The sequence below is a fragment of the Alkalihalobacterium sp. APHAB7 genome (assembly GCF_048323755.1).
Taxonomy (GTDB): domain Bacteria; phylum Bacillota; class Bacilli; order Bacillales; family Bacillaceae_F; genus Alkalihalobacterium.
Window position 1 is genome coordinate 14054 of sequence record NZ_JBLWFS010000025.1, and the last position, 20342, is coordinate 34395.

The 20342-nt window shown below is 37.3% G+C and carries 27 protein-coding genes; 20 read left to right on the forward strand and 7 right to left on the reverse strand.

What is annotated here, in order from left to right:
* The first annotated feature begins 124 nt into the window (after nucleotides 1-124).
* From ACNSTQ_RS18540 to ACNSTQ_RS18555, 4 genes are all read left to right on the forward strand, one after another.
* On the forward strand, nucleotides 125-1081 hold the full coding sequence (locus ACNSTQ_RS18540; RefSeq protein WP_418201284.1) for an alpha/beta hydrolase family protein: 957 nt from the start codon (nucleotides 125-127) through the stop codon (nucleotides 1079-1081).
* A 4-nt stretch (nucleotides 1082-1085) separates the two neighbouring features.
* Nucleotides 1086-1613 (forward strand): helix-turn-helix domain-containing protein, encoded by a 528-nt coding sequence (locus ACNSTQ_RS18545; RefSeq protein WP_418201285.1) that lies wholly within the window; start codon nucleotides 1086-1088, stop codon nucleotides 1611-1613.
* Nucleotides 1614-1743: 130 nt separating this feature from the next.
* Entirely contained in the window at nucleotides 1744-1869 is a 126-nt protein-coding gene (locus ACNSTQ_RS18550; protein WP_418201330.1) for a DUF6429 family protein, read from the forward strand.
* A gap of 7 nt (nucleotides 1870-1876) precedes the next feature.
* Nucleotides 1877-2236 carry a gamma-glutamyl-gamma-aminobutyrate hydrolase family protein gene (locus tag ACNSTQ_RS18555; protein WP_418201331.1) on the forward strand — a complete coding sequence of 120 codons (360 nt, stop codon included), beginning with the start codon at nucleotides 1877-1879 and terminating at the stop codon, nucleotides 2234-2236.
* Between the two features lie 322 nt (nucleotides 2237-2558).
* Here ACNSTQ_RS18555 and ACNSTQ_RS18560 read toward each other — a convergent pair whose 3' ends face one another.
* Nucleotides 2559-2714 carry a hypothetical protein gene (locus tag ACNSTQ_RS18560; protein WP_418201286.1) on the reverse strand — a complete coding sequence of 52 codons (156 nt, stop codon included), beginning with the start codon at nucleotides 2712-2714 and terminating at the stop codon, nucleotides 2559-2561.
* A gap of 12 nt (nucleotides 2715-2726) precedes the next feature.
* Entirely contained in the window at nucleotides 2727-2963 is a 237-nt protein-coding gene (locus tag ACNSTQ_RS18565) for a hypothetical protein (RefSeq protein ID WP_418201287.1), read from the reverse strand.
* A gap of 216 nt (nucleotides 2964-3179) precedes the next feature.
* Here ACNSTQ_RS18565 and ACNSTQ_RS18570 point away from each other — a divergent pair, with 216 nt between their 5' ends.
* From ACNSTQ_RS18570 to ACNSTQ_RS18590, 5 genes are all read left to right on the forward strand, one after another.
* Complete coding sequence (locus ACNSTQ_RS18570; protein WP_418201288.1) at nucleotides 3180-3386, forward strand: DUF1659 domain-containing protein; 207 nt, start codon at nucleotides 3180-3182, stop codon at nucleotides 3384-3386.
* Between the two features lie 38 nt (nucleotides 3387-3424).
* A complete protein-coding gene (locus tag ACNSTQ_RS18575; protein WP_418201289.1) occupies nucleotides 3425-3640 on the forward strand; it encodes a DUF2922 domain-containing protein in 216 nt (71 codons plus the stop codon).
* A 207-nt stretch (nucleotides 3641-3847) separates the two neighbouring features.
* Nucleotides 3848-4027 (forward strand): YvrJ family protein, encoded by a 180-nt coding sequence (locus ACNSTQ_RS18580; protein WP_418201290.1) that lies wholly within the window; start codon nucleotides 3848-3850, stop codon nucleotides 4025-4027.
* A gap of 675 nt (nucleotides 4028-4702) precedes the next feature.
* Complete coding sequence (locus ACNSTQ_RS18585; protein ID WP_418201291.1) at nucleotides 4703-5674, forward strand: NAD(P)H-dependent flavin oxidoreductase; 972 nt, start codon at nucleotides 4703-4705, stop codon at nucleotides 5672-5674.
* A gap of 212 nt (nucleotides 5675-5886) precedes the next feature.
* Nucleotides 5887-6177, forward strand: a complete 291-nt coding sequence (locus tag ACNSTQ_RS18590; protein ID WP_418201292.1) for a hypothetical protein — start codon at nucleotides 5887-5889, stop codon at nucleotides 6175-6177.
* 524 nt (nucleotides 6178-6701) lie between these two features.
* On the opposite strand, the gene ACNSTQ_RS18595 is transcribed toward ACNSTQ_RS18590, so the two are convergent.
* Nucleotides 6702-7112: a hypothetical protein gene (locus ACNSTQ_RS18595; protein WP_418201293.1), complete on the reverse strand. Its 411-nt coding sequence runs from the start codon at nucleotides 7110-7112 to the stop codon at nucleotides 6702-6704.
* A gap of 181 nt (nucleotides 7113-7293) precedes the next feature.
* On the opposite strand from ACNSTQ_RS18595, the gene ACNSTQ_RS18600 reads away from it, so the two are divergent.
* Nucleotides 7294-7944, forward strand: coding sequence for an SDR family oxidoreductase (locus tag ACNSTQ_RS18600; protein WP_418201294.1), 651 nt, complete (start codon nucleotides 7294-7296; stop codon nucleotides 7942-7944).
* Between the two features lie 260 nt (nucleotides 7945-8204).
* On the opposite strand, the gene ACNSTQ_RS18605 is transcribed toward ACNSTQ_RS18600, so the two are convergent.
* Together ACNSTQ_RS18605 and ACNSTQ_RS18610 are read right to left on the reverse strand one after the other, a co-directional pair.
* Nucleotides 8205-8942, reverse strand: a complete 738-nt coding sequence (locus ACNSTQ_RS18605) for a LysM peptidoglycan-binding domain-containing protein (protein WP_418201295.1) — start codon at nucleotides 8940-8942, stop codon at nucleotides 8205-8207.
* Nucleotides 8870-9280: a hypothetical protein gene (locus ACNSTQ_RS18610; protein ID WP_418201296.1), complete on the reverse strand. Its 411-nt coding sequence runs from the start codon at nucleotides 9278-9280 to the stop codon at nucleotides 8870-8872. The genes ACNSTQ_RS18605 and ACNSTQ_RS18610 overlap by 73 nt, the downstream gene beginning before the upstream one ends.
* 423 nt (nucleotides 9281-9703) lie before the next feature.
* Between ACNSTQ_RS18610 and ACNSTQ_RS18615 the strand changes: the two genes are divergently transcribed.
* The 6 genes from ACNSTQ_RS18615 (at nucleotide 9704) to ACNSTQ_RS18640 (ending at nucleotide 14104) form a co-directional block, all read left to right on the forward strand.
* Nucleotides 9704-10204, forward strand: coding sequence for a hypothetical protein (locus ACNSTQ_RS18615; RefSeq protein WP_418201297.1), 501 nt, complete (start codon nucleotides 9704-9706; stop codon nucleotides 10202-10204).
* Between the two features lie 633 nt (nucleotides 10205-10837).
* The gene (locus tag ACNSTQ_RS18620) at nucleotides 10838-11740 is read left to right on the forward strand and encodes a macrolide 2'-phosphotransferase (RefSeq protein ID WP_418201298.1); all 903 of its coding nucleotides are present in this window, start codon (nucleotides 10838-10840) and stop codon (nucleotides 11738-11740) included.
* A gap of 488 nt (nucleotides 11741-12228) precedes the next feature.
* Entirely contained in the window at nucleotides 12229-12564 is a 336-nt protein-coding gene (locus ACNSTQ_RS18625) for a PadR family transcriptional regulator (RefSeq protein WP_418201299.1), read from the forward strand.
* A complete protein-coding gene (locus ACNSTQ_RS18630; RefSeq protein WP_418201300.1) occupies nucleotides 12554-13078 on the forward strand; it encodes a DUF2812 domain-containing protein in 525 nt (174 codons plus the stop codon). Before ACNSTQ_RS18625 ends, ACNSTQ_RS18630 begins: the two co-directional genes overlap by 11 nt.
* A 173-nt stretch (nucleotides 13079-13251) precedes the next feature.
* Entirely contained in the window at nucleotides 13252-13380 is a 129-nt protein-coding gene (locus ACNSTQ_RS18635) for a hypothetical protein (protein ID WP_418201301.1), read from the forward strand.
* Between the two features lies 1 nt (nucleotide 13381).
* Entirely contained in the window at nucleotides 13382-14104 is a 723-nt protein-coding gene (locus ACNSTQ_RS18640) for a DUF3784 domain-containing protein (RefSeq protein ID WP_418201302.1), read from the forward strand.
* 539 nt (nucleotides 14105-14643) lie between these two features.
* Here the strand turns inward: ACNSTQ_RS18640 and ACNSTQ_RS18645 are convergent.
* Nucleotides 14644-15324, reverse strand: coding sequence for a cell wall hydrolase (locus tag ACNSTQ_RS18645; RefSeq protein ID WP_418201303.1), 681 nt, complete (start codon nucleotides 15322-15324; stop codon nucleotides 14644-14646).
* A 347-nt stretch (nucleotides 15325-15671) separates the two neighbouring features.
* Between ACNSTQ_RS18645 and ACNSTQ_RS18650 the strand changes: the two genes are divergently transcribed.
* The 4 genes from ACNSTQ_RS18650 to yiaA all read left to right on the forward strand — a co-directional run bounded on the left by ACNSTQ_RS18650 (nucleotide 15672) and on the right by yiaA (nucleotide 18982).
* On the forward strand, nucleotides 15672-16787 hold the full coding sequence (locus ACNSTQ_RS18650) for an amidohydrolase (RefSeq protein ID WP_418201304.1): 1116 nt from the start codon (nucleotides 15672-15674) through the stop codon (nucleotides 16785-16787).
* Nucleotides 16788-17355: 568 nt separating this feature from the next.
* Nucleotides 17356-17778 carry a cell wall hydrolase gene (locus tag ACNSTQ_RS18655; protein ID WP_418201332.1) on the forward strand — a complete coding sequence of 141 codons (423 nt, stop codon included), beginning with the start codon at nucleotides 17356-17358 and terminating at the stop codon, nucleotides 17776-17778.
* A 25-nt stretch (nucleotides 17779-17803) separates the two neighbouring features.
* Nucleotides 17804-18268, forward strand: a complete 465-nt coding sequence (gene gerQ, locus ACNSTQ_RS18660; RefSeq protein WP_418201305.1) for a spore coat protein GerQ — start codon at nucleotides 17804-17806, stop codon at nucleotides 18266-18268.
* Between the two features lie 297 nt (nucleotides 18269-18565).
* Complete coding sequence (gene yiaA / locus ACNSTQ_RS18665) at nucleotides 18566-18982, forward strand: inner membrane protein YiaA (RefSeq protein ID WP_418201333.1); 417 nt, start codon at nucleotides 18566-18568, stop codon at nucleotides 18980-18982.
* Between the two features lie 620 nt (nucleotides 18983-19602).
* Here the strand turns inward: yiaA and ACNSTQ_RS18670 are convergent.
* Complete coding sequence (locus ACNSTQ_RS18670; RefSeq protein WP_418201306.1) at nucleotides 19603-20196, reverse strand: TetR/AcrR family transcriptional regulator; 594 nt, start codon at nucleotides 20194-20196, stop codon at nucleotides 19603-19605.
* Nucleotides 20197-20342 lie beyond the last annotated feature (146 nt).

The window sequence follows — 20342 nt, forward strand, 5'->3', positions numbered from 1 at the left end:
GGAAAAATTTAAACAAATTTTTTCTTTATTGTACAGTATATACTAAGTGCTCATAACAGGGTATAGTATTATCATTATTGATAATGATAATATTATACCCTGTTGCCCATTTAGGAGGTAATTTATGATGAATAGAAAAGAAGAACGAATTAAAATCGAAGGAAAAGCCTTGTTAGGTGCAACAATATCGTTTCCCGAATCGACTGAAAAAAAGGCTCCAGCCGTTTTATTAATTGCTGGGTCGGGTGAAGGTGACCGGGATGGGAACATGCCTAATTTACAACTTAATCTTTATAAATTGATTGCAGATGGATTAGCTGAAGCAGGATATATTTCCCTTCGCTATGATAAAAGAGGTGTCGGAGAAAGTGAAGGGGATTTAAACAAAGCTGGATTATGGGATTTAGTTGATGATGCTGAAAGTGCATTACAGTTTTTAAGAAATCATACTAACGTTGATCAAGAGCAGATATATGTGTTGGGTCATAGTGAGGGAACAATATTAGCGACGGCTCTTAATGAGAGAGCATCACTAGCGGGGTTAATTCTTATCGCAGGAGCTGCTGATACAATAGAAGAGGCAACTAAGTATCAGCGAGAATTAGCTTATGAAGAATTAAATAACGAGTCAGGAATCAAAGGTTGGTTAATTAAAAAGTTAAAAATTACTGATAAAGCAGAAAAGAAAACTCAAAAGATTTTCAAAAAAATGGATACGAGTGACAAAGATGAAATTCGAGTTCAACTTTTTGCCAAGCTACCAGCTAAATGGTTTAGAGAGCATTTCCAATTTGACCTTTATGGTTCAATGGAAAATATCACTTGTCCAGTCCTTGCGATCAATGGCACAAAAGATATACAAACGAAAGTTGAAAATGTTTATAAAGTACCTGAACTTGTTAATGGGCCATCGGAAGTACATGTGATTGAAGGGATGAATCATATTTTAAGGTATCAAGAAGGTGATGTTTCCATTCAAAAAGTAAAAAACGAATACCAAGCGCAAGCGAGTAAATCATTACATCCCGACCTAATGCAGATCATTACGAATTGGCTAGAGAGTAAACATGTAGGGAGGTAAAAAAGTGGCAAAGGGAGATGTTATCTTACATCCAGTTAGAATGCGAATTATTCAATCATTATTAAAACGATCATTAACAGTTCAAGAGCTAATGGAATGGCTTCCTGATATTCCACAAGCTACATTATATAGGCAATTAAAGGTGTTAACATCTAATCATGTGATATACATTTCAAATGAGAGGAAGGTTAGAGGTACATTTGAACGAACATATTCACTAAACAGAGATTCTGCTACTTTTTCTACTTCAGAAGCCCATGAATTGAGTAAGGAAGAACATATGAAGTATTTTATGACTTATTTCACCAATCTCATGCAAGGTGTTGAAGAGTATTTAGAGGGTGATGAGTTAGATATGGAGAAAGATGGGTTTGGTTATCGTCACATTGATTTATTTTTAGATGATGAGGAGCTTTCTAATTTAAAGAAGGACCTAGTTGCTGTGGTAAAAAGATATTCAGATAACGAACCTAATCATAAGAGACGTAGAAGGACATTTGCTACAGTTTTTATTCCTGAAAGGAAAAAATAATGGAATAGTTGGATTCGAGCCTGTGCATCTAGACCTCACTAATAATGTAATAATGTTTGATATGGGAATACCAAAGTGTTTTGTATTTCAGGTTTCGGTGATTTTATTTATTTTCTAGCTAGGGGAAAGACTGTTTTGGAAAGGCTATCCTTTTGAAACTCTAGATGAACTTACTGAACAAGATTTTATTAGAGGAAGTAAACGATCAAAATCAGTTTACCTTACTGATGAAGGTATAAAAGAAACTAAAAATTAGTCGAGAAATACTTAGGACAAATCGAAAAGTAACAAATTTCCTCTTCACTAACGAGGTGTACATAAGAAAAGATACCATGCTTGATAAAATTCTCCAAACAGATTCTCTGAGAGTAAATAGTTATCATCATCAGGGTATTAAATTTATTCGAACGTGGACAAAACATGAAACTAAACTAGCTAATAGAAGACTACTCTTCTTCAACATAACTTTGAAAATTATCATATTAAATTTAATGCCAATCAAAGAAAAAACAGAGAAACAAATGCTTCGCTTACTTGGACCAATTTGGATATATTGGAAACAAATATTCCACTCGAAATTTCAAACAGCTCCGCACATTAAAAGAGAAGTAGAACGAAGATGAAATACACCACTTCAGGTGATGTTTCGTTTATTCATCTCTTCATATTTTTTGGGGAGTATTTGCTGGTTAGCGTAAATCTATCGGTCGGTTACATGCATGAGCATTCGGACGAGGAAACTTTAGATATAGCAGGTTGCTATCAGACAGCTAAACTATTAATAGGAGTTTATAAAAGAGAAAAAGAATTGAGGCTTCTCAAGTCCGCATAGGTAGAATGTAGGCGTTTGTCCAATGAATTAAAATAGTATTAACACACCAATTGAACAATATTTGGTGTGTTTTCTTATCATCTACAATTGCTGACTTATGTGCTATAAGCTTTCTACTTTCGCATGGCTCCGGCTTCACGAGCAGTCATTGCCCCTTGACCTTGGCTTACATCTTTTTGGATTTCTTTTTTAACTTTTTGCGGATCAGTTCCAGTAATATTGGGGTTCATCATAGGACCCGGTTTTTCATTCGGTTTTTGATATGGCATACAAGTGCCTCCTTATTCCATTTCCCCCTTGGGTTTAGTGAAGATTTTTCCATTATTTAACTCGACCCATTCTATTTTTTCAGCCGCTTCTTCATCGTTCCCGTATATTTTCGTGAAAGCTTCCTTCGTTTCATATACTTCCATTACACCATCATCTAGAAAGTTGAGCATTCGAAATGTATTTAATCCGAAAAAATCAGAAACTGCTATTAATTCACCGATATCGATTTTGTTAGAAAAATTATTCATCATTTCCTCTCCTTTTATTAGAAGGAATATCTCGTTGCACTTTTAGGATATACAATCTACGTTTTTACATTCGGACCTTCTAGAGGAAGAAACCAAAATCCTTTACGTTCGACCTTAATCTCAGCTCCAAAAATTCATCAATATAAATTTTTTATATCCACCCTCACCGTTTTCATCCTCAACTCCATATATACATAGTGAAAGGGGGTGACAAGGATGCTTTCGAATTCACGTTTAGTTATTGTGTTTGAGTCAGGTTACAACCAAATTGGGGAACCGATTTTGAAAACGAAGAGCTTCAATAACATTAAAACAGCTGCTACAAACGAACAGTTAAAAGCTGTTGCCGATGCGTTAATTCCGCTTCAAGGCTGGACGCCTTATAAAGTGGACCGTGCCAACACGTATGCGCTTGATCTTTAATTTGATCTAAGACTAATGAATAGAAAGGAGGAACTTAGATGACGAAGAAATTGGAATTAGTATTTGAAAACGAATTAGCTAAAACCGTTACAATTTCATTGGACAACCCTGTTTATCCAGTGGATCCAGCTGCTATTAGTGCAGCGATGGATGAAATTATCGCACAAAATGCTTTTACATCGTCTGGCGGTAATTTGGTAACGAAAAAAAGTGCGCGGGTTGTTGATCGCACGGTTGAAACGATTGAGTTTTAATTGATGATGGTTTGGAAGGGAGGAGGCTTGGCCTCTTCCTTTTTTACAATTTGAAGGTGTCTAGCTTCAGCGCCGAGCGATTAGTGAGACTTCGCTAACTCCTTTCCGAAAGTCAAAATCGGCTGAGTAGCATTCACCTTGTTTTATTAGTAAGGCGGGCTCAGTCCGTATTTCTCTATACTCTAATAACGTAAGGAGGAACAAACGATGGAAATGTGGCTGCCGCTTTTGAGTGAGTTTGGTTTTCCTGTGATGGTGACCCTCTATTTGCTGCATCGCGTCGAAAAAAAGTTAGACGCGGTCAACCAATCAATTCAACGACTACCTGAAAGCCTAGCACCGCTTCAATTTTATCGAAGTGCGGATCAAAAGAAGAGTAGTGTGTAAAAAAGAGAACCATCTAGCCGTTTGTTGTGCTAGATGGTTTTTCAATGTGATTGAGGGTATAGTTTTAAAGCAACATTAGTAGAGGAATCCCTTTTAGAGGGAACAGGTTATTTAATATTAGAGAACTTTCTTCATAGTGACACCGTTTTTTTTTATTTGATAGTGATCTTTTCGTCAAGATAGGGTCGAGTACTTTTAAAAAGAGAAGCTGATAGAGGGGTTCTGAAATTTTTGAGGACTCTGAGGCCCTTATTTTCATATAAAAACCCTTTTAGAGGTGTTTGTGGGACTGAGAGGCCCTTATTTGCTATGAAACACCTAAAAATCAACACTTTTTTGCTAGATAAGGGCCTCTCAGTCCGTTACGATTGTGAAACTATTGATTTTGTCACAGATAAGGGCTTCTCAGTCCTCTTACCAAGAAACAAGTGAAACGTTTCCTTGCTTTTACGTTTTCGCTAAACAAAGGATTCACAAGAACTGTCTCTATGACCCCTAACTATTCATTTGAATTTTCAGTAAATTACTTGACTATAACCCTATAAATATAGTACTACTAGTATGAGGGTTTATTGAAAACGTTTTCTATTTTCGTAAAGTCAGCTTGATTCTTTTCTTATTCCCAATGAACTATTTATTTTCACTAAATATCTTTTAGAAATTGGAGGAGTTAGAATGTCAAACATTCCATCTGTCATGAAATCTTTAAGAGTTCCAGTCATTGGATCACCAATGTTTATCATCAGTAATCCAAAGCTTGTAATTGAACAATGTAAGGCAGGGATTGTGGGCTCTATGCCTGCCCTTAATGCTAGACCAGCCTCGCAACTAGATGAATGGTTAGCCGAGATCACGGAGACACTAGCTGATTACAATGCGAAAAATCCAGATCGTCCAGCAGCACCATTTGCCATTAACCAAATTGTACACAAGTCAAATGACCGACTTGAGCATGATATGGAGCTTTGTGCGAAATACAAAGTACCAATTATAATCACTTCTCTAGGTGCCCGTGAAGATGTAAATGTAGCTGCTCATAGCTATGGCGGAATTGTATTACATGACGTCATTAATAATAAGTTTGCACATAAGGCCGTTGAAAAGGGAGCAGATGGTCTAATTGCCGTTGCTTCAGGGGCAGGTGGACATGCTGGAAGCAAGAGTCCATTCGCTTTAGTTCAAGAAATTCGTCAATGGTTTGATGGTCCATTAGCGTTAGCAGGTTCTATTGCAAATGGAAAATCGATATTAGCGGCTCAAGCGATGGGTGCTGATTTTGCCTATATCGGTACACCATTTATCGCTACTCGTGAAGCACGAGCAGCAGAGGAATACAAGCAAGCTATCGTTGAGTCCACGTCTGATGATATTGTGCTTAGCAATTTATTTACAGGAGTTCACGGAAACTATCTTGCTCCATCGATTCGTGCAGCGGGCTTAGATCCTGAAAACCTTCCTGAAAGTGACCCATCCACAATGAATTTTGGAGACGGTTCAGCAAAGGCTTGGAAGGATATTTGGGGGGCAGGTCAAGGAATCGGTGTGATTAACGAAGTGACAGGTGCAGGAGAGTTTGTTGATAAACTTCATCAGGAATATATCGAAGCAAGAAACAGCTTATTGAAGGCAAGCCAAGTATTTGCTTAATCATTAAATGAAAAACGTGCAAAGAAGCAAGGGGAACGGGTCTCTTGCTTTTTTCATTTGCCAAACGAAAAGCACATCACGAATTTTATCTAGTAATATTTTAAAAGAGTAAGACTTGAGGTACTATAAAAAAAGGATAAGTAGTTATTAAAACATCATGTACGAGACTAAGCAAGGAGAAATAAATATAAAGCACCTTGGGAGTGAAGCCTATGCAAATAACGTTTATAAGCTCAAAAAAAGCAAAAAAGATTGTTAATGGGTATCTTATTTTTCTAATTGCATCTCTATTTGTCATCTCCTATTTAGGCGGCGATCACGATTATATTTCCGTTAAGGCTGGGCTTATATCTGCTAATATATTATTCGCTGTGGGGATGATTATAGGTTATATCTACCTTTTCACTTACCCAAAGAAAGAACGAAAGGAATACTGGTTTGTCCATAGCATTACTGTGGCCTTCTATGTGTTGTTTAATATTTATCTCATCTTTTTACGTTAAATAAATTGTTGTTGAAATTTCCAGCGATGTCATAAAAGGGTCATTAAGGGCTTGTATAAGAAAAAGAAGCAAAAAGAGAGGGGCTTCGAACGTTGGAGATAAGGGTTGATCAAGTCTTTGCGGTCTCCTGAGTCAAGACCTGGTAAGGTTCTTCGCGTTGCTTCGAATTAAACCACATGCTCCACCGCTTGTGCGGGCCACGGTCAATTCCTTTGGTCTTTGGGGTCTCCTGAGGTCCTTATTTTGATAAAATTGGGGATTGAAAGGTGTTTGCGGCACTGAGAAGCCCTTATTTCCTATGAATCACGTAAATATCATCGTTTTTTTGCTAGATAAGGGCCTTTCAGTGCCGTTACATCGTTGAACCATTGATTTTGTCACAGATAAGGGCTTCTCAGTGCCGCTTAGCGAAGTGGATCCGCCGAATTAATGATTAATTTCCATGTCATAGGGTTCATTCATTCATAATTTTGCTCAAGGAAACCCATAGAAAAAGCTTTACGCTATTACGCGTTTTTATTTCTTTATTGACTTTGTAATTCTTTTGCTAAAATGACCTGAATAGCTGCGACTTCTTCAGGTGTTAGACGTTCTTGCAATTTATTCAGAACATCAAGGGTATTAACGTTTCCGCGGAGTGCTTGATCTTTCACTTCATTGATCTCACTCGTTGAGAATTCTCTTAAAATCGTCTTCATTGCATCTTCTTTTGTTTGGAAAGGTAAGTTTTCAGCAGTGTCATTTTCATCTAATTCATTGATTAGATTTTGTATGTGCGGGTCGTTTATGAGTTTATTGTATTCTTCCTCATCGTTTAAAATATCATTTGTAATTTGTTCCACCAAGACTTCAGAGGCTTTGCTTATAAAAAAGTTATATCCCCAATATCCTAAACTACCTATGATAAAAAGTGAAATCACAATCCACTTCCACATCAAGCATCCCTCCAAGTCTGAGTTGTTTAAATAATTTTATCATGCAGGAGAAGTGTCTGTCACCGCTGAACGTTTTGCTGTAAGCTGGTTTCTAGACATAGTACTTCTTTTTGATTTACGATGAACGTACAGAATTCATAATAGGTTGGATTCATTATATTTCTTAGAAGGGGTGGAGATCATGAAAGTTCTTGTGGTTGGCGCAAATGGCCAGATTGGAAAACATCTTGTTACATTAATGCAAAATAGTGATAGTTTAAAAGCTAAGGCAATGATCCGTAATCAGGAGCAATCGGCCTTTTTTGAAAATTTGGGTGCGGAAACCGTAGTGGTCGATCTAGAACAGGATATCAAGTCCATTGCCAAAGCAGCTGAGGGAGTGGATGCCATTGTATTTACAGCAGGATCAGGGGCACATACAGGGAAAGACAAAACCATAATGGTCGATTTGGACGGTGCTGTGAAAACGATTGAGGCCGCAAAAGTTGCTGGGGTGAAGCGTTTTATTATGATTAGCTCATTTGACACGAGACGTGAAGCCATTTTAGCTGCGCCACCGTCGTTTGCACCCTATGTGGCAGCCAAGCATTACGCCGATGAATGGTTAAAGCGTTCCGATTTGGACTATACGATTATCCATCCGGGCTTGCTAACGAATGATCAAGGTACAGGAAAAGTAAACGCTGCATACGAAGTAGACAGAGGGGAAATTCCAAGAGAGGACGTAGCAAGCGTCATCATGGCCACTTTAGAAAATGACACAACGATTGGTAAGCAATTTCAGATCGTAACTGGAAATACACCTATAAAAGAAGCGGTTGTTTCTATTTAACACGCCAACTAAGGTTGTAATCCGGGTAATTTAAGGATAAACACACTAGCTTCTGCAACGTGAGGCTTTTAGTGAGTTTAAAAAAAATACTTGAGATGAATTTTTAGGAATCGATTTTAACAATCGGTTCCTTTTCTTGGTTTATAACTGCAAATGAGGTAAACGCTGGCTAACGATGGGTCTTGCTAAAATAGAGTGTCGTCGACTTATAGAATTCAATGAAAAAGGAGCTAAAAAAGAGCTCCTTTGCTAATAAATGACTATCTAATCGACCTTCCAGCAGCAATCTCGATTTGCCTTTGCATAGAAGATTGAACTTGGCCATCACTGTGTCTTTGACTATTTAGAAAATGGATACAGAAATGTCCATTATAGTTGTTATTACGAATGATTTGATCTCCATGCGGCATAGAATGCATAGCAGCGGCTAAACGTCTTCTGTCTATTTCAACAATTATGGCTCTCGGTGTCCATGAATAACTGCCACCCCAAATTTCCCGCACGATTTGAGCATCCCTTGATGTTAAAGGTTCACTGTCTGCATGGTTTCCACGCATTGTATGCCTTACTTGAAATTGTCTTCCTGTTTGAAAGTCTGTTATGGTTGCAACTTTTCCAGTTGAGAACACATACCTTGCTTCAGTCCACCAATCTAACACTTCACCATGTCTTGCTGAGACAACTGGCCTAACAGGAACTTGGAATTGCGGCACTTGTATTACTTGTCCAATTCGTAATGTACTCTGTGCTGTCATATTGTTATGTCTTAGTAAATCATTATAAGGCACCCCATATTGTGTACTTATATTCCACATATTATCTCCTGAACGTACCGTATGGTTGATGTTCCTTATCGTTACAGGAGCAGTTGAGCCATTTTGAACCGTATTTGATGGTGCTGTCGAACTTGTTCCATTTGGTATGGTTAAAATTTGCCCGATTTGTAGTACGTCCGTTCGCAGATTGTTAGCGCTCCATACATTCTTGATAGCATCCAAAGTGTATCACCAGGGGCGACCTGATAATAAATGGATGTATTTTGAGTAGACTGTGAGGAATCCGTAGATGTTTGTCCTGACACAGTTTGGGTATTGGTTAATAGTGGGAGAGTGGTTGCGAGCATTCCTCCAACCATTACTTTAACGACTGTTACCTTAATGCCTGGATATTTTGCGTATACGATATTAAGCGCAATCGTTCTTAATTTTTTTTCGGATTGAGGTTTTGTTCCTAGTTCATTAGCAAATTCCACTTGGTGGTCATCAAGGTGTACAACCAGTGCGAACTCCTCTTGTGCTTTATCTAATTTTTGTAATTCGTATCGTTGAATGTTCATAGTTGCACTCCCTTTTGTAAACTGGCAGGTGTTAGGATACCTCACTAATGATCATTTATAAGCACATAGTGAAGTTATTTGATATTAGTCACTGTCACTAACCGCAACAGTAATAGAACATTCAAATACATACGCACAATGGAATTAGAAACGGTACGATTTAGTCATTTTCATGATAACCTTTTAACTTTTAGGGAGTATTTGGATACTATTTTTTTACAATATTTATGAAAAAGAACCTTTTTCCTTTTTCACTAATCTATGAAAAGGCGTAGTTTTTTCCTATGTTTCGAGCTCCTTTAATTCATCCTTATTTTGAAAAAATAAATCGACAAAAAATTCTGACAGGGATTTTGTCGATTTTGTAGAAATCATTGGTATAAGGAGAAAAGGATTAAAAATCGCTCAAGGAAGGTGAAAGGTATGTTCAAAAAGATGTTCCATAATGAACAAGAAATGTGTGAAAGAAGGCTAATAGCCGTTATGAGGCGGTTAAAAATTGATGATTCCCATTACAATTTCAATTGGAATCGCAGCAGTTGCTATATTGAATTTCAGTATAAGGATAACCTGTACAGGATGGAACACTCTGTTGAAAGCGCAAAAGAAAAAGGGATTGTTATATTGAGAAATGGATTGGATTGTTTAAGTGAGTTGGTCCGATCTCTTGAAGATCTGTGTCAAATCACTGAAAGAGGAACCCATAGACTCGAGACATGGTTATCTGGCATGAAACAGTCGTCTCCAGAAGAAGAAATGTCTGAATTTTTAGAAGAAGTTCATATTAGATACAAGTCTGTGGGGAAACAAAAACATTCGGATTATATGAATATGAATGATGAGTTAATCCAAGTGGATCCTGAGCCATCTCTCAATAATTTAAATAGAAACCGGATTAACCTACAATCCCAGGACAAATCGTGATGTCCTATTGACATAATAACAATCTAGCATTAAAATTTTGTAAGTAATTTATTTTAAAGTTTAAGGAGGATTATTAAAAAATGTTACCATCTAGAATTCGGTTCCGTGCTTTGAACAAGTAATTTCATATGTTCAAAGGCTCTGCTTGTGTAGGCAGAGTAGACGGGATCAGTCTGTCCTTTTTTAATAATCTTCATTTTGCATAATTATATGCTATATGTAGAGAGGCAGATTCGTTCTGCCTTTCTTTTTATACTTTTAGAAAAACTTCCCTATAGGATTGAGGTAAAGAACAACTCTAAGGTTTCGCTGTGTCTTGGCGATAGCCGAGTTCTTCTAATGCTGCTTAACGGGAAAAGTATAAAATAAATGAGGCTATTGGCCATTGGTCTGCTCTTCTTTTGTAGAAGAAGTTGGCTTATTTGGGGTGAGACGACTGTACGTAAGATCCATAAATTAGCTATCTATCCGTTTACTCAAAAACACAGGCAGCAGTCCTGTGTTTTTTTATTTTGGGAAACACTGGTGAAAAGTTATTGTTCTCACGATCGAATGTCATTGGTCGTAGATCTGATGTTGTCATTCACATGGAAGAGCAACAATTTTAATTTTAGAAAGTAGAGGTTTAACGATATGAATAAAAAAGTAAAAGAGATCAAAGAAATGGCATATAGAAATGGGATTTTACTAGAGGAGAGTTCTGTAAAAATCAACGAGTCAGGCTTGGACTTTCAAGTTGTTCATGTTGTCGATCAAGAAGGGGTTCAATGGATTTTGAGGTTACCGAGAAGAGAAGACTCGATGGTGAAAACGGCTGTAGAAAAGAACGTGTTAGATGTGGTGAGTCGGCATGTTTCATTTGAAGTGCCAGTATGGTCGGTATATACAGAAGACTTCATTGCCTATAAGCAATTGTCAGGTACACCAGCAGGGACTGTAGATCCGGGCATTCAAGATTATATTTGGGAGTTCGATGTAAATCATGTTCCGGAAAACTATCTCATATCGCTAGGTGAGGTATTAGCAGAGTTGCATCACGTACCTAAGAAGTTATTGACTATTCCTGGACTAAAAATACAGACGGCCGATGAAGCGAGAGCAGAGATGATAAAACGAATGACCGGAGTAAAAGAAAAGTACGGTGTTAGTGAAACATTATGGGCAAGGTGGCAAGCTTGGGTGGACAATGACAGGATGTGGCCAAAGCATACCGGGCTCATTCATGGTGATATTCATGCGGGACATACACTTATTAATGGACAAGCCGAGGTGACTGGTTTAATCGACTGGACTGAAGTAGCAGTAACAGATGTGTCAAAAGATTTTGTCGGTCCTTATATGATCTTCGGTGAACAGGCGTTAGAACAAATCATTGCATCCTATAAAGCAGCAGGTGGAGTTACATGGCCACTCATGAAAGAGCATATCATTGAGCAGCAAGCAACTTCTGCCATCGATATTGCCGAATTTGCAGAAACATCGGGTTTAAAAGAATATGAGCAAATGGCAAAAGAAAGTTTAGGTGTAGAAAAATAGCAACAATCAAAACTAATCATGTAGGGATCTCATCATATGGGATCCCTATTTCTGCTTTACGGAGAGAAGATCACTTTGCCTTGAGTTTACCTATCTTTAGAAATACAATTTGCGTGCTGCTCAGTTTCCCTCATCTTCCTCTCACAGTCCTTGATTGTGCGGCTAGATGATGTGAATTTACTTTATCCTGTTTAACTGGCGCTAAGACTCCCACTTCAAGACTTTGAGGATGCGATAAAGGTTAAGTGGGAGACGATTGAACACAGACTAAGGTCGCCACGTCCTGTGGCAACGTCTGTGTGACCCACATCGTGTGGGCCTCAGTAACAACCCGATTGGTTCAACTAATATTCAGTGGGGGAAGAAGGAACCCCCCACTGAATAAAGTTTCACTTTATTGACAAATGTATCGGGTGTCGATATAATCGTCTTATGATGTATCGTTAGACGATATAACGTCTTGCGATATTTATTGTAGGAGGGTGCATATGAAAGTTAATAAAGATCATGTTCCATTGACAGAAGCTATTTATTATATATTAGTCGCACTAAATCAACCAATGCACGGGTATGGAATTACACAATTTGTAAAGGAAATTAGTCAAGAGAGAGTCGAATTAGGTCCCGGAACATTATATGGGGCAATTAAATCTTTACTGGAAAAGGGCTGGATCAAGCCAGTAAAGCAAAAAGAAGACAGCAGGAGAAAAGAATATGAAATAACAGAAACAGGAAAAGAAATACTTCAAATGGAACTGGAACGCTTAGAAGGGCTAGTTAGGAACGGAAATCAATTTATTCGGGGTGAGAAGAATGACAATTAAAAAGAAGAAAATTTTTATCGACTATGAAAAAGAAGAAAAGTGGTTGAATGAAATGGCTGCTAAAGGTTTACACCTAGTGAACTATAGTTTTCCAACGTATTTTTTTCAACAGGGCGAACCAGCAGAGTATTGCTATCGAATTCAATTATTGGATAATTTACCAAATCACGAAGAAAGTAAGGAATATATTGAATTTATGAAGGAAAACGAGGTAGAGTATATTGCTTCTTCTATGCGCTGGGTTTATTTTCGCAAAAGAGCTGCAGATGGTCCTTTTGAAATTTTTTCCGACTACAAGTCCAAGATTAAGCATTATAGCAATATCGTAACATTTATGAGTCTCTTTATTTTTATCAATCTCATCCCAGCTATTTATAATATGACTATCTCTCGTATTAATATGTATGTTTCATTACTAAATTGGGCTGCTATTCTACTTCTCGGTTTCGCAGTGATCATGTATATGAGAAGGATTAACCAACTGAAGAAAGAAGAAAAGCTGTACCATAAATAGAGGGTCTGCTTCAATAATGAAAAGCATGAGGGTCTAGCGATACCCTTTATGAGTTGGCAAGACTATTTGATAAGTCTGCTTCAAAATTTTTGAGATTATTATAGGTGATGTTCGGAGCTTCACCATTTTTTTAAACCGTATTAAAAAACGATAGCTTAAGAGGGGGATTTGATGTGGAAATAATTAGTTCTGTATTGCTGGTACTGGCTGTATATTTCTATTTTGAATTTAAATCTAAAATAAAAAAACTAGAAAAACGAGTAGACGATTTGGAAAGCAAATTATACAAGGGAGCGGAATAATTTGATCACACTTACAATAATCCAACTATTTATGATTTTATTGTTTTTTCTACTAGGGTACCTCATTGTTAAAAGAGAAGCCTATTTTCTTCTATCTGGTTTTTCTGCGAAATCTAAGGAAGATCAACAGATACTTATTCAAAATGGCTATCCACAAGCAGCAGGCAGAGCACTAATAAATTCCGGTTTTATTTTACTAGGTGGATTAGCTTTATATTTAATGAGGATTCCATATATGGTGGAGTTTTCATGGCTCATCATGATCATTTATTTATTTACCCGCTTACTCTATATCGGTAAATTAGATACGACCAAAAATAAGAAGCGTAATTCGATCATTTTAATCATTACGATCGTGTTTACGTTTGGTGTTTTAGGAGGGGTTGCTTATATTGGTATTCAACCGAATGAAGTGACAATTTCGGATGATCGATTGCACGTTAGTGGATTTTACGGAGTAGAGTGGCCTTTGGATGAAATTACGAATGTTGAATTAGTCGATACGATCCCCAATGTCCAAGTAAGAACAAATGGTTTTTCTTTTGCTAATCGATTAAAAGGTCACTTCCGCCTGGAAGGGTTAGGTGGTGGCAGATTATATTTATACCGTAATCATCCTCCTTTTATTTTCGTTGAAAAAGGTGAAGATTATTTGTTTATAAACTCAAGGGACAGTCAGGAAACAAAATTGTGGTACGGAAAAATGATGGAGCAATTGAACTAACAGACTGATATAGCCCTTCTTGCACATATGTCGCCAATAAAAAGAAGAAGTAACCGCCTTCGCTTCGCCCAGTGGATAGGATGGTTACTTCTTCTTTGTCTATTTAACGTTCATTCGGTCAGCCGCTCTTGACGCATGTTGTGACTACCATTTAAGGTTTCTTTGAATTCATTATATATAATGGATCGTGTTGTACGAAAGGTGGTGTCATGAGACTCGATAAATTAGTAGAAAGTGGACTTTCAACTATTGTGGTCTCCTGAAGCCCTTATTTTCATTAAAACGGGATTTGAGAGGTGTTTGTGGCACTGAAAGGACCTTATTCACTATGAAACAGGTAAAAATCATTGATTTTTTGCTAGATAAGGGCCTTTCAATGCCGTAACGTTCGAAAACCATTGATTTTGTAATAGATAAGGGCTTCTCAGTGCCGCATAAGAATGAGCGGCCTCATTTTTTTATAGACAATCATGTCATAGTGATCATCATAGCTTTACAGGATTATGATAACAGTGACACTTTAAAAATAAACATAGGATTTAATTTTTAAATACATGTTGTCCAATCACAATGGTTGTCTCTCTAGAATCTAACCAACGACTCGTCGCAATGTCTGGATTGTAGAAGAATAATGAACCTTTTGCGATATTTCTCATGTCGGATAAGGCGGCTTGTACTGCTTTGATGGATTCTTGATCAGCGGGTTTATTAACTTGACCGTTGGCTACAGGTTGGAATTGCCTAGGTTGATAAATCACTTCTTTTATAGTATTTGGAAACTGAGAGCTTTCAAGTCGATTTAAAACGACATCGGCGACTGCAACTTTTCCTTCAAAAGGTTCGGTTTGGGCTTCGGCTCGTACAATTCTTGCCAATAAATCGAGTTCAGCTTCTGTGAGTTTTAGTTTGTTAGCGTAGTTTTCTTTTTGTTCTGTATTAGCGTTGCTTGGCCCTTTACTACGACTTACGTTATTTGAATTGCTTGTTTGCTTTGGTGGGTTGAAGTTGTTTTTACGTTTACCTATATGTATATGCTCACCGACATAGATCCGATCTAAATTTTTAACTTGCGGGTTAGCCTCTGCTAATTCATCTAATGTTAAGCCATGTTCTTGTGCAATTTTCGTCATTGTGTCACCTTTTTCAACTGTATAAGCCAAAACTGGTGCGGCAAAAAATAGAGCAGCCAGCAATGTTAGTAAGAAAATTAGTTTTTTCATAGTTCTCCTCCTAGTAATTCTGTTTTTTGTGAGCTCTAATGTAACTCTACAACTCTATCCTTATGAGAGAATAAAATAGAATAGTATTACAATATGTTTACATAGAGATTAAAGTAGTATTGAAATTGGTTGTTTATGACAGAATTACTATTTTATAATAAAAGAAAATCATTGGAGTTTAATGAGTGGCGGGGTAGACAATGAGGAGCATTTACTTCATCAAAGAAAGTGATCTATTAAAAATTTAAAAGAATAGATATAACAGCTTAAAACTAAGATCAAGGAGCCTATCAATTACAATGGACCCAAGCGATTAACCATCAATTTTAAAATAAAGGAAGAGATTCATGGAAAAGAATAATCTAGAGTTAACCAAAAAATTACGTCATGAATTACATCAGCACCCTGAACTTTCTAATCAAGAAGTTTGGACAAAACAGCATCTAATTGATTTTCTAAAAAAACATACCCAACTAGAAATTGTAGATAAGGGTCAATGGTTTTATGCGATTTATTGGGCAGGTGAAGGTAAAAAGAACATTGCGTTCCGGGCTGATTTTGATGCGCTTCCTATCGAAGAAACGATTGATATCCCTCATGCTTCAAAGATCCGAGGCGTTTCTCATAAATGTGGGCATGATGGTCATGCCGCTTGTTTAGCTGGCTTTGCTCTTGAAGTCGATCAGAAAGGTGCTGACAAAAACATTTATTTCTTGTTTCAACATGCTGAGGAAACAGGGGATGGCGCAGCCGAGTGTGTCTTGTTTATAAAGGATCATAACATTGATGAAATTTTTGCCTATCATAATATGAGTGGTATGGCTTTGAATTCAATTCATGTAATTGATGGGACTGCTCACTGTGCATCGAAGGGAATGACCATTCGTATGGAAGGAGCTCACGCACATGCCAGTCAACCAGAAGATGGGATCAATCCGGCTTTTGCAATCGCAAAGATCATTGATTCCATTCCCGAGTTTACAGCGGCAAAGAAGAACAAAGGGATGGTACTTTGTACGGTAGTTCATGTCGATATTGGGGAAAGAGCGTTTGGCATATCGGCGAGCAAGGGAGAATTGTTATTAACCATCCGTGCTTTTTATGAAGAAGAATTAGTGATGCTTCAAAAGTATCTTGAAGATCTTTCTGTTTCTCTATCAGCACAATACGGACTGAAAACGAGTTTCTTATACAATGATACCTTTCCAGAAACGGTAAATCACAAATCAAGTTCGGATAAGATACGAAAAGTCTGTCAAGAAAAAGGGTTGCAACTTGTTGAGATGAAGAAAGCCTTTCGGGCGTCCGAAGATTTCGGTCACTATTTAAAAGAGACAAAGGGTGCGATCTGCTATATCGGAAATGGGGACGATTATCCTCATATCCATACCGTACACTATGATTTCCGAGATGAGATCATCGAAACTGCGGTTGAACTTTTCAAAGGACTAGCTGAATTGTAATTCGCAGTTCTTGAACTTACGTATTGTGGGAATATGGGATCAGTTCCTCTCTTTTCGAACCGGTTTCTTCCTCATTTCGATAAAATTTAGCCAATGCACTTTTGAGCGGCAACGTAAATCATTTGCTTGATCATCTAATCGGCGAAACCAAATAAATTATTTCTTTCTACTAAAATCGATTACAGGAGAGAGTAGAGGTAAAATTAATAAAGCTAAAATATTTGATCTAGATGGAACTTTATTAAATCGAGACTTGTCAGCGCAGAGGGTGCTAAAAACCTCTGCGTTTTTCTGTGCAGTTTATTGTCTAATATTAGGCGATTAACACCCTTGAGTATTGTGCTTTGTATTTCACAACCGAACTTTCAACTAATCCTATTTATGTATTGAAAATCTAAGAAGGGACAAGACTCTTTGCTTTTAATGTGCAATTTTCAAAGTTTGGGCGGATAGGCAAGCTACGAAAACGGACTTTAGGCAATAAGTTACTGTATAAGCTGAAGGGAGTGAGAAAATGGGTAGACGAATAAAACATACTTCCAATGACGTGGATGCGTTAGCTAGGCTTATGCTGGCAGAGGCGATTGGTGAAGGCGCCGAAGGGATGGAGATGGTAGGAACGGTTGTGGCCAATCGGGTTGAGGCAGATTGTGAACCTGACTTCAGAAATTTACGTAATATCAGACATGCTATCTATCATGAGATACCAGGAACTGGAATACCTCACTTTGAGCCTGTTTTAAATGGAGCCTTGTATACACAGCGTCCCACAGAAGAAGACCTGCAGAGGGCCCGGAATTTGTTGAATGGTCATAGGAATCCTCGAGCCCGAATGAATTTGTGGTTTTTTAATCCGAGTCCAGGGCAAGCATTCCGTGACCCTTGTACCCCGACGATGCCAAGATCACCCATGACTCAGTTCGATTTTGCACACAAAAATCATTGTTTCTATGTCGGTGTACCGGGCTATTGCCCAGAGTTTTATAGATGATTAATAAAAAGGAGATGACATTATCATGACTTGTGGAAATTCTAGTTATAATCCAATGAGCTATTCCCCTGGTTATTATCCAGCTACTATGATGCAAGCACCTGCCACACAACAGCCAACTGGTTTCCCGATGAATATGCATTCTGGACCCGCATATTCTGTGCCAGTTGTTCCGATGGGAACTGGACAGATGCTACCGACAGGCAGGGTGGAAGAATCATTTATCGAAAATATCCTGCGCTTTAACAAAGGCAAGGTTGGTACCTTCTACTTTACTTACCAAGGGAACAACAGATGGAATGCAATGGTTTATCAAGGGCGTGTTGAAACGGCTGGCCGTGACCATATCATCATCAGTGACCCAGCGAGCGGTAAACGTTACCTGCTGCTGATGGCAAATCTCGATTGGGTAGAATTTGAAGAACGAATTAATTATCCTCACATGGAAATTAGTCCGGCTGTTCAGGCAGCCTTGGATACAACGGACTGATGTTGTTGAACAATAAAAACCCGCTACCTTCAAATATGAGCGGGTTTTTAGTTCTGATCATATCTGACCGATTCTTTCCCTTTTGAAACCAAAAGGAGAAAATCTTCATTTATTATTGAAAATTAAGGAAAAACATCTATTATTTGTAAGAAATTTCTATATAATAAATGAGGTAGGCTCTGCAGTAATATGTAGTGCTCCTTTTTAATAATTGTACAGAAGGAGGAGAAATAGTTAATGTCAAGTGAAAACGAGGTTGTATTTGATCACGAAAAAGAAAAACCAACTGCTTCCATAATGAAAGAAGAGAGAAAAGTCGGGGAACCGACTACCGCTTTTAAAGGGGCTACTTGGGCTGCGTTGTTAATAGGTGTAACAGGTTACCTCATCGGTTTGTTTAATGCATCAATGGAACTGAATGAAAAAGGGTATTATTTCGCTATTTTAGTTTTTGGACTGTACGCTGCAGTATCTTTGCAAAAAGCAGTAAGGGATAAAGATGAAGGTATCCCAGTTACTGGTATTTATTATGGCATTAGTTGGCTTGCACTGATTATATCAGTTTCGTTAATGGGAATCGGTTTATACAATGCAGGAAGTATCGTTCTAAGCGAAAAGGGCTTTTATGGCATGGCATTTGTTCTTAGTTTATTTGCAGCCATCACAGTTCAAAAGAATATTAGAGATACCCAGAAGGCAAGAGATAGAGATTAATTTTTTCTTGATCACAGGGTTATTAAAGTAATTTCTTTTTTATCGCAAACTAGTTTAATAATCTTAAAAGGTTGCAGCCACTTTGTATTTATTGAATAAAAAATAATCTTTATCATTTAACTTCTTAAACATGAAGGTGGGTAACTTGAACGGAATAAAGGAGTTGTCATAACAACAACTCCCTTTTGCTATTGTGTTAACTAGGAATTTAGCAAGAATTTGTTTCGCCTCATAAATTAGTTATCTAGTGGATTAATAAAAAGGAGAACTTTATGAATTTTGTTTTGTATTGGAGGCTTTTCGTTGTATTTGGATTGGTTTTACTCTATATAATGGGAGTCATCCGACTTGATATCTTTCTATCTGCCATTGTAGGAATATTTGTTTTTTATGGGGTGCCCACTTTATTGAAATATGGTAAAAACCAGTGATGTTCTTTTTAACTAACGCACCCTAACTAGTGTACCCAGTGACTACACGAATATTGTCGAGTAATGTTAATTTAAGGGTGAGACCTAGGATGATACTAAGAAAATAACCAATAAAAAACATGATTTCATTAGATGAGCCGAAGATAAATTTATAATCGGTTATCAAACTAGATGGATCTTTACAAAAAATTATTTCTTTACAAATCCATCTAAAGAATAGCGTAAATAAGTAGCTGACTCTTGAACAAGGTCCACTTCATCTTTGTATAGTCCCCAATCATAAATTAATCCTCGAACGATTCGTGCCATACATTTCGTCATATATTCCGCAGTGACATCTGTTCTAAAATCACCTTCATCGATTCCTTTTTGGAAGTAAGTAGTCAAAACTTTGTATAAGGTACGATCAGGATTGGTAAAAAAGCTCGTTCGATTAGGGTTAAGCTCATTTATATAGATAACTCTTAGCATGTCTAATCCAATTTCATCTCGCATGTATGTCATCAAAGCTTTAAAGAAAGACAGCAACTGATCGTAAGCTGTAAGAGTTTGGTCATGAGTCGAAAAATATGACTCATAAAACTTATCCATTTCCTTAAATTTTTCTAAGAAAATTTCATGCTTTGATTTAAAGTGAGTATAAAATGCACCTTTTGAGGAAGAGGCTGTTGCTACTATTTCATCAACGGAAACATTGTCAAATCCCTTTTCAGCAAATAAATGTAGAGCAGTATTTAAAAGTTTCTTTTTTGTTTCTTGTCCTTTTTTATGTTTAATAGTCAATGACATCCACTCATTTCTATAAAATATTCAGAAAATATTGACATTGAGACTGCAGTCTGTTTAAATGTTTTATAGAGACTACAGTCTGTTTTTTTATAAAAGAGACTGTAGTATGTCTCACTACTAAAAATTGTATATTATTAATT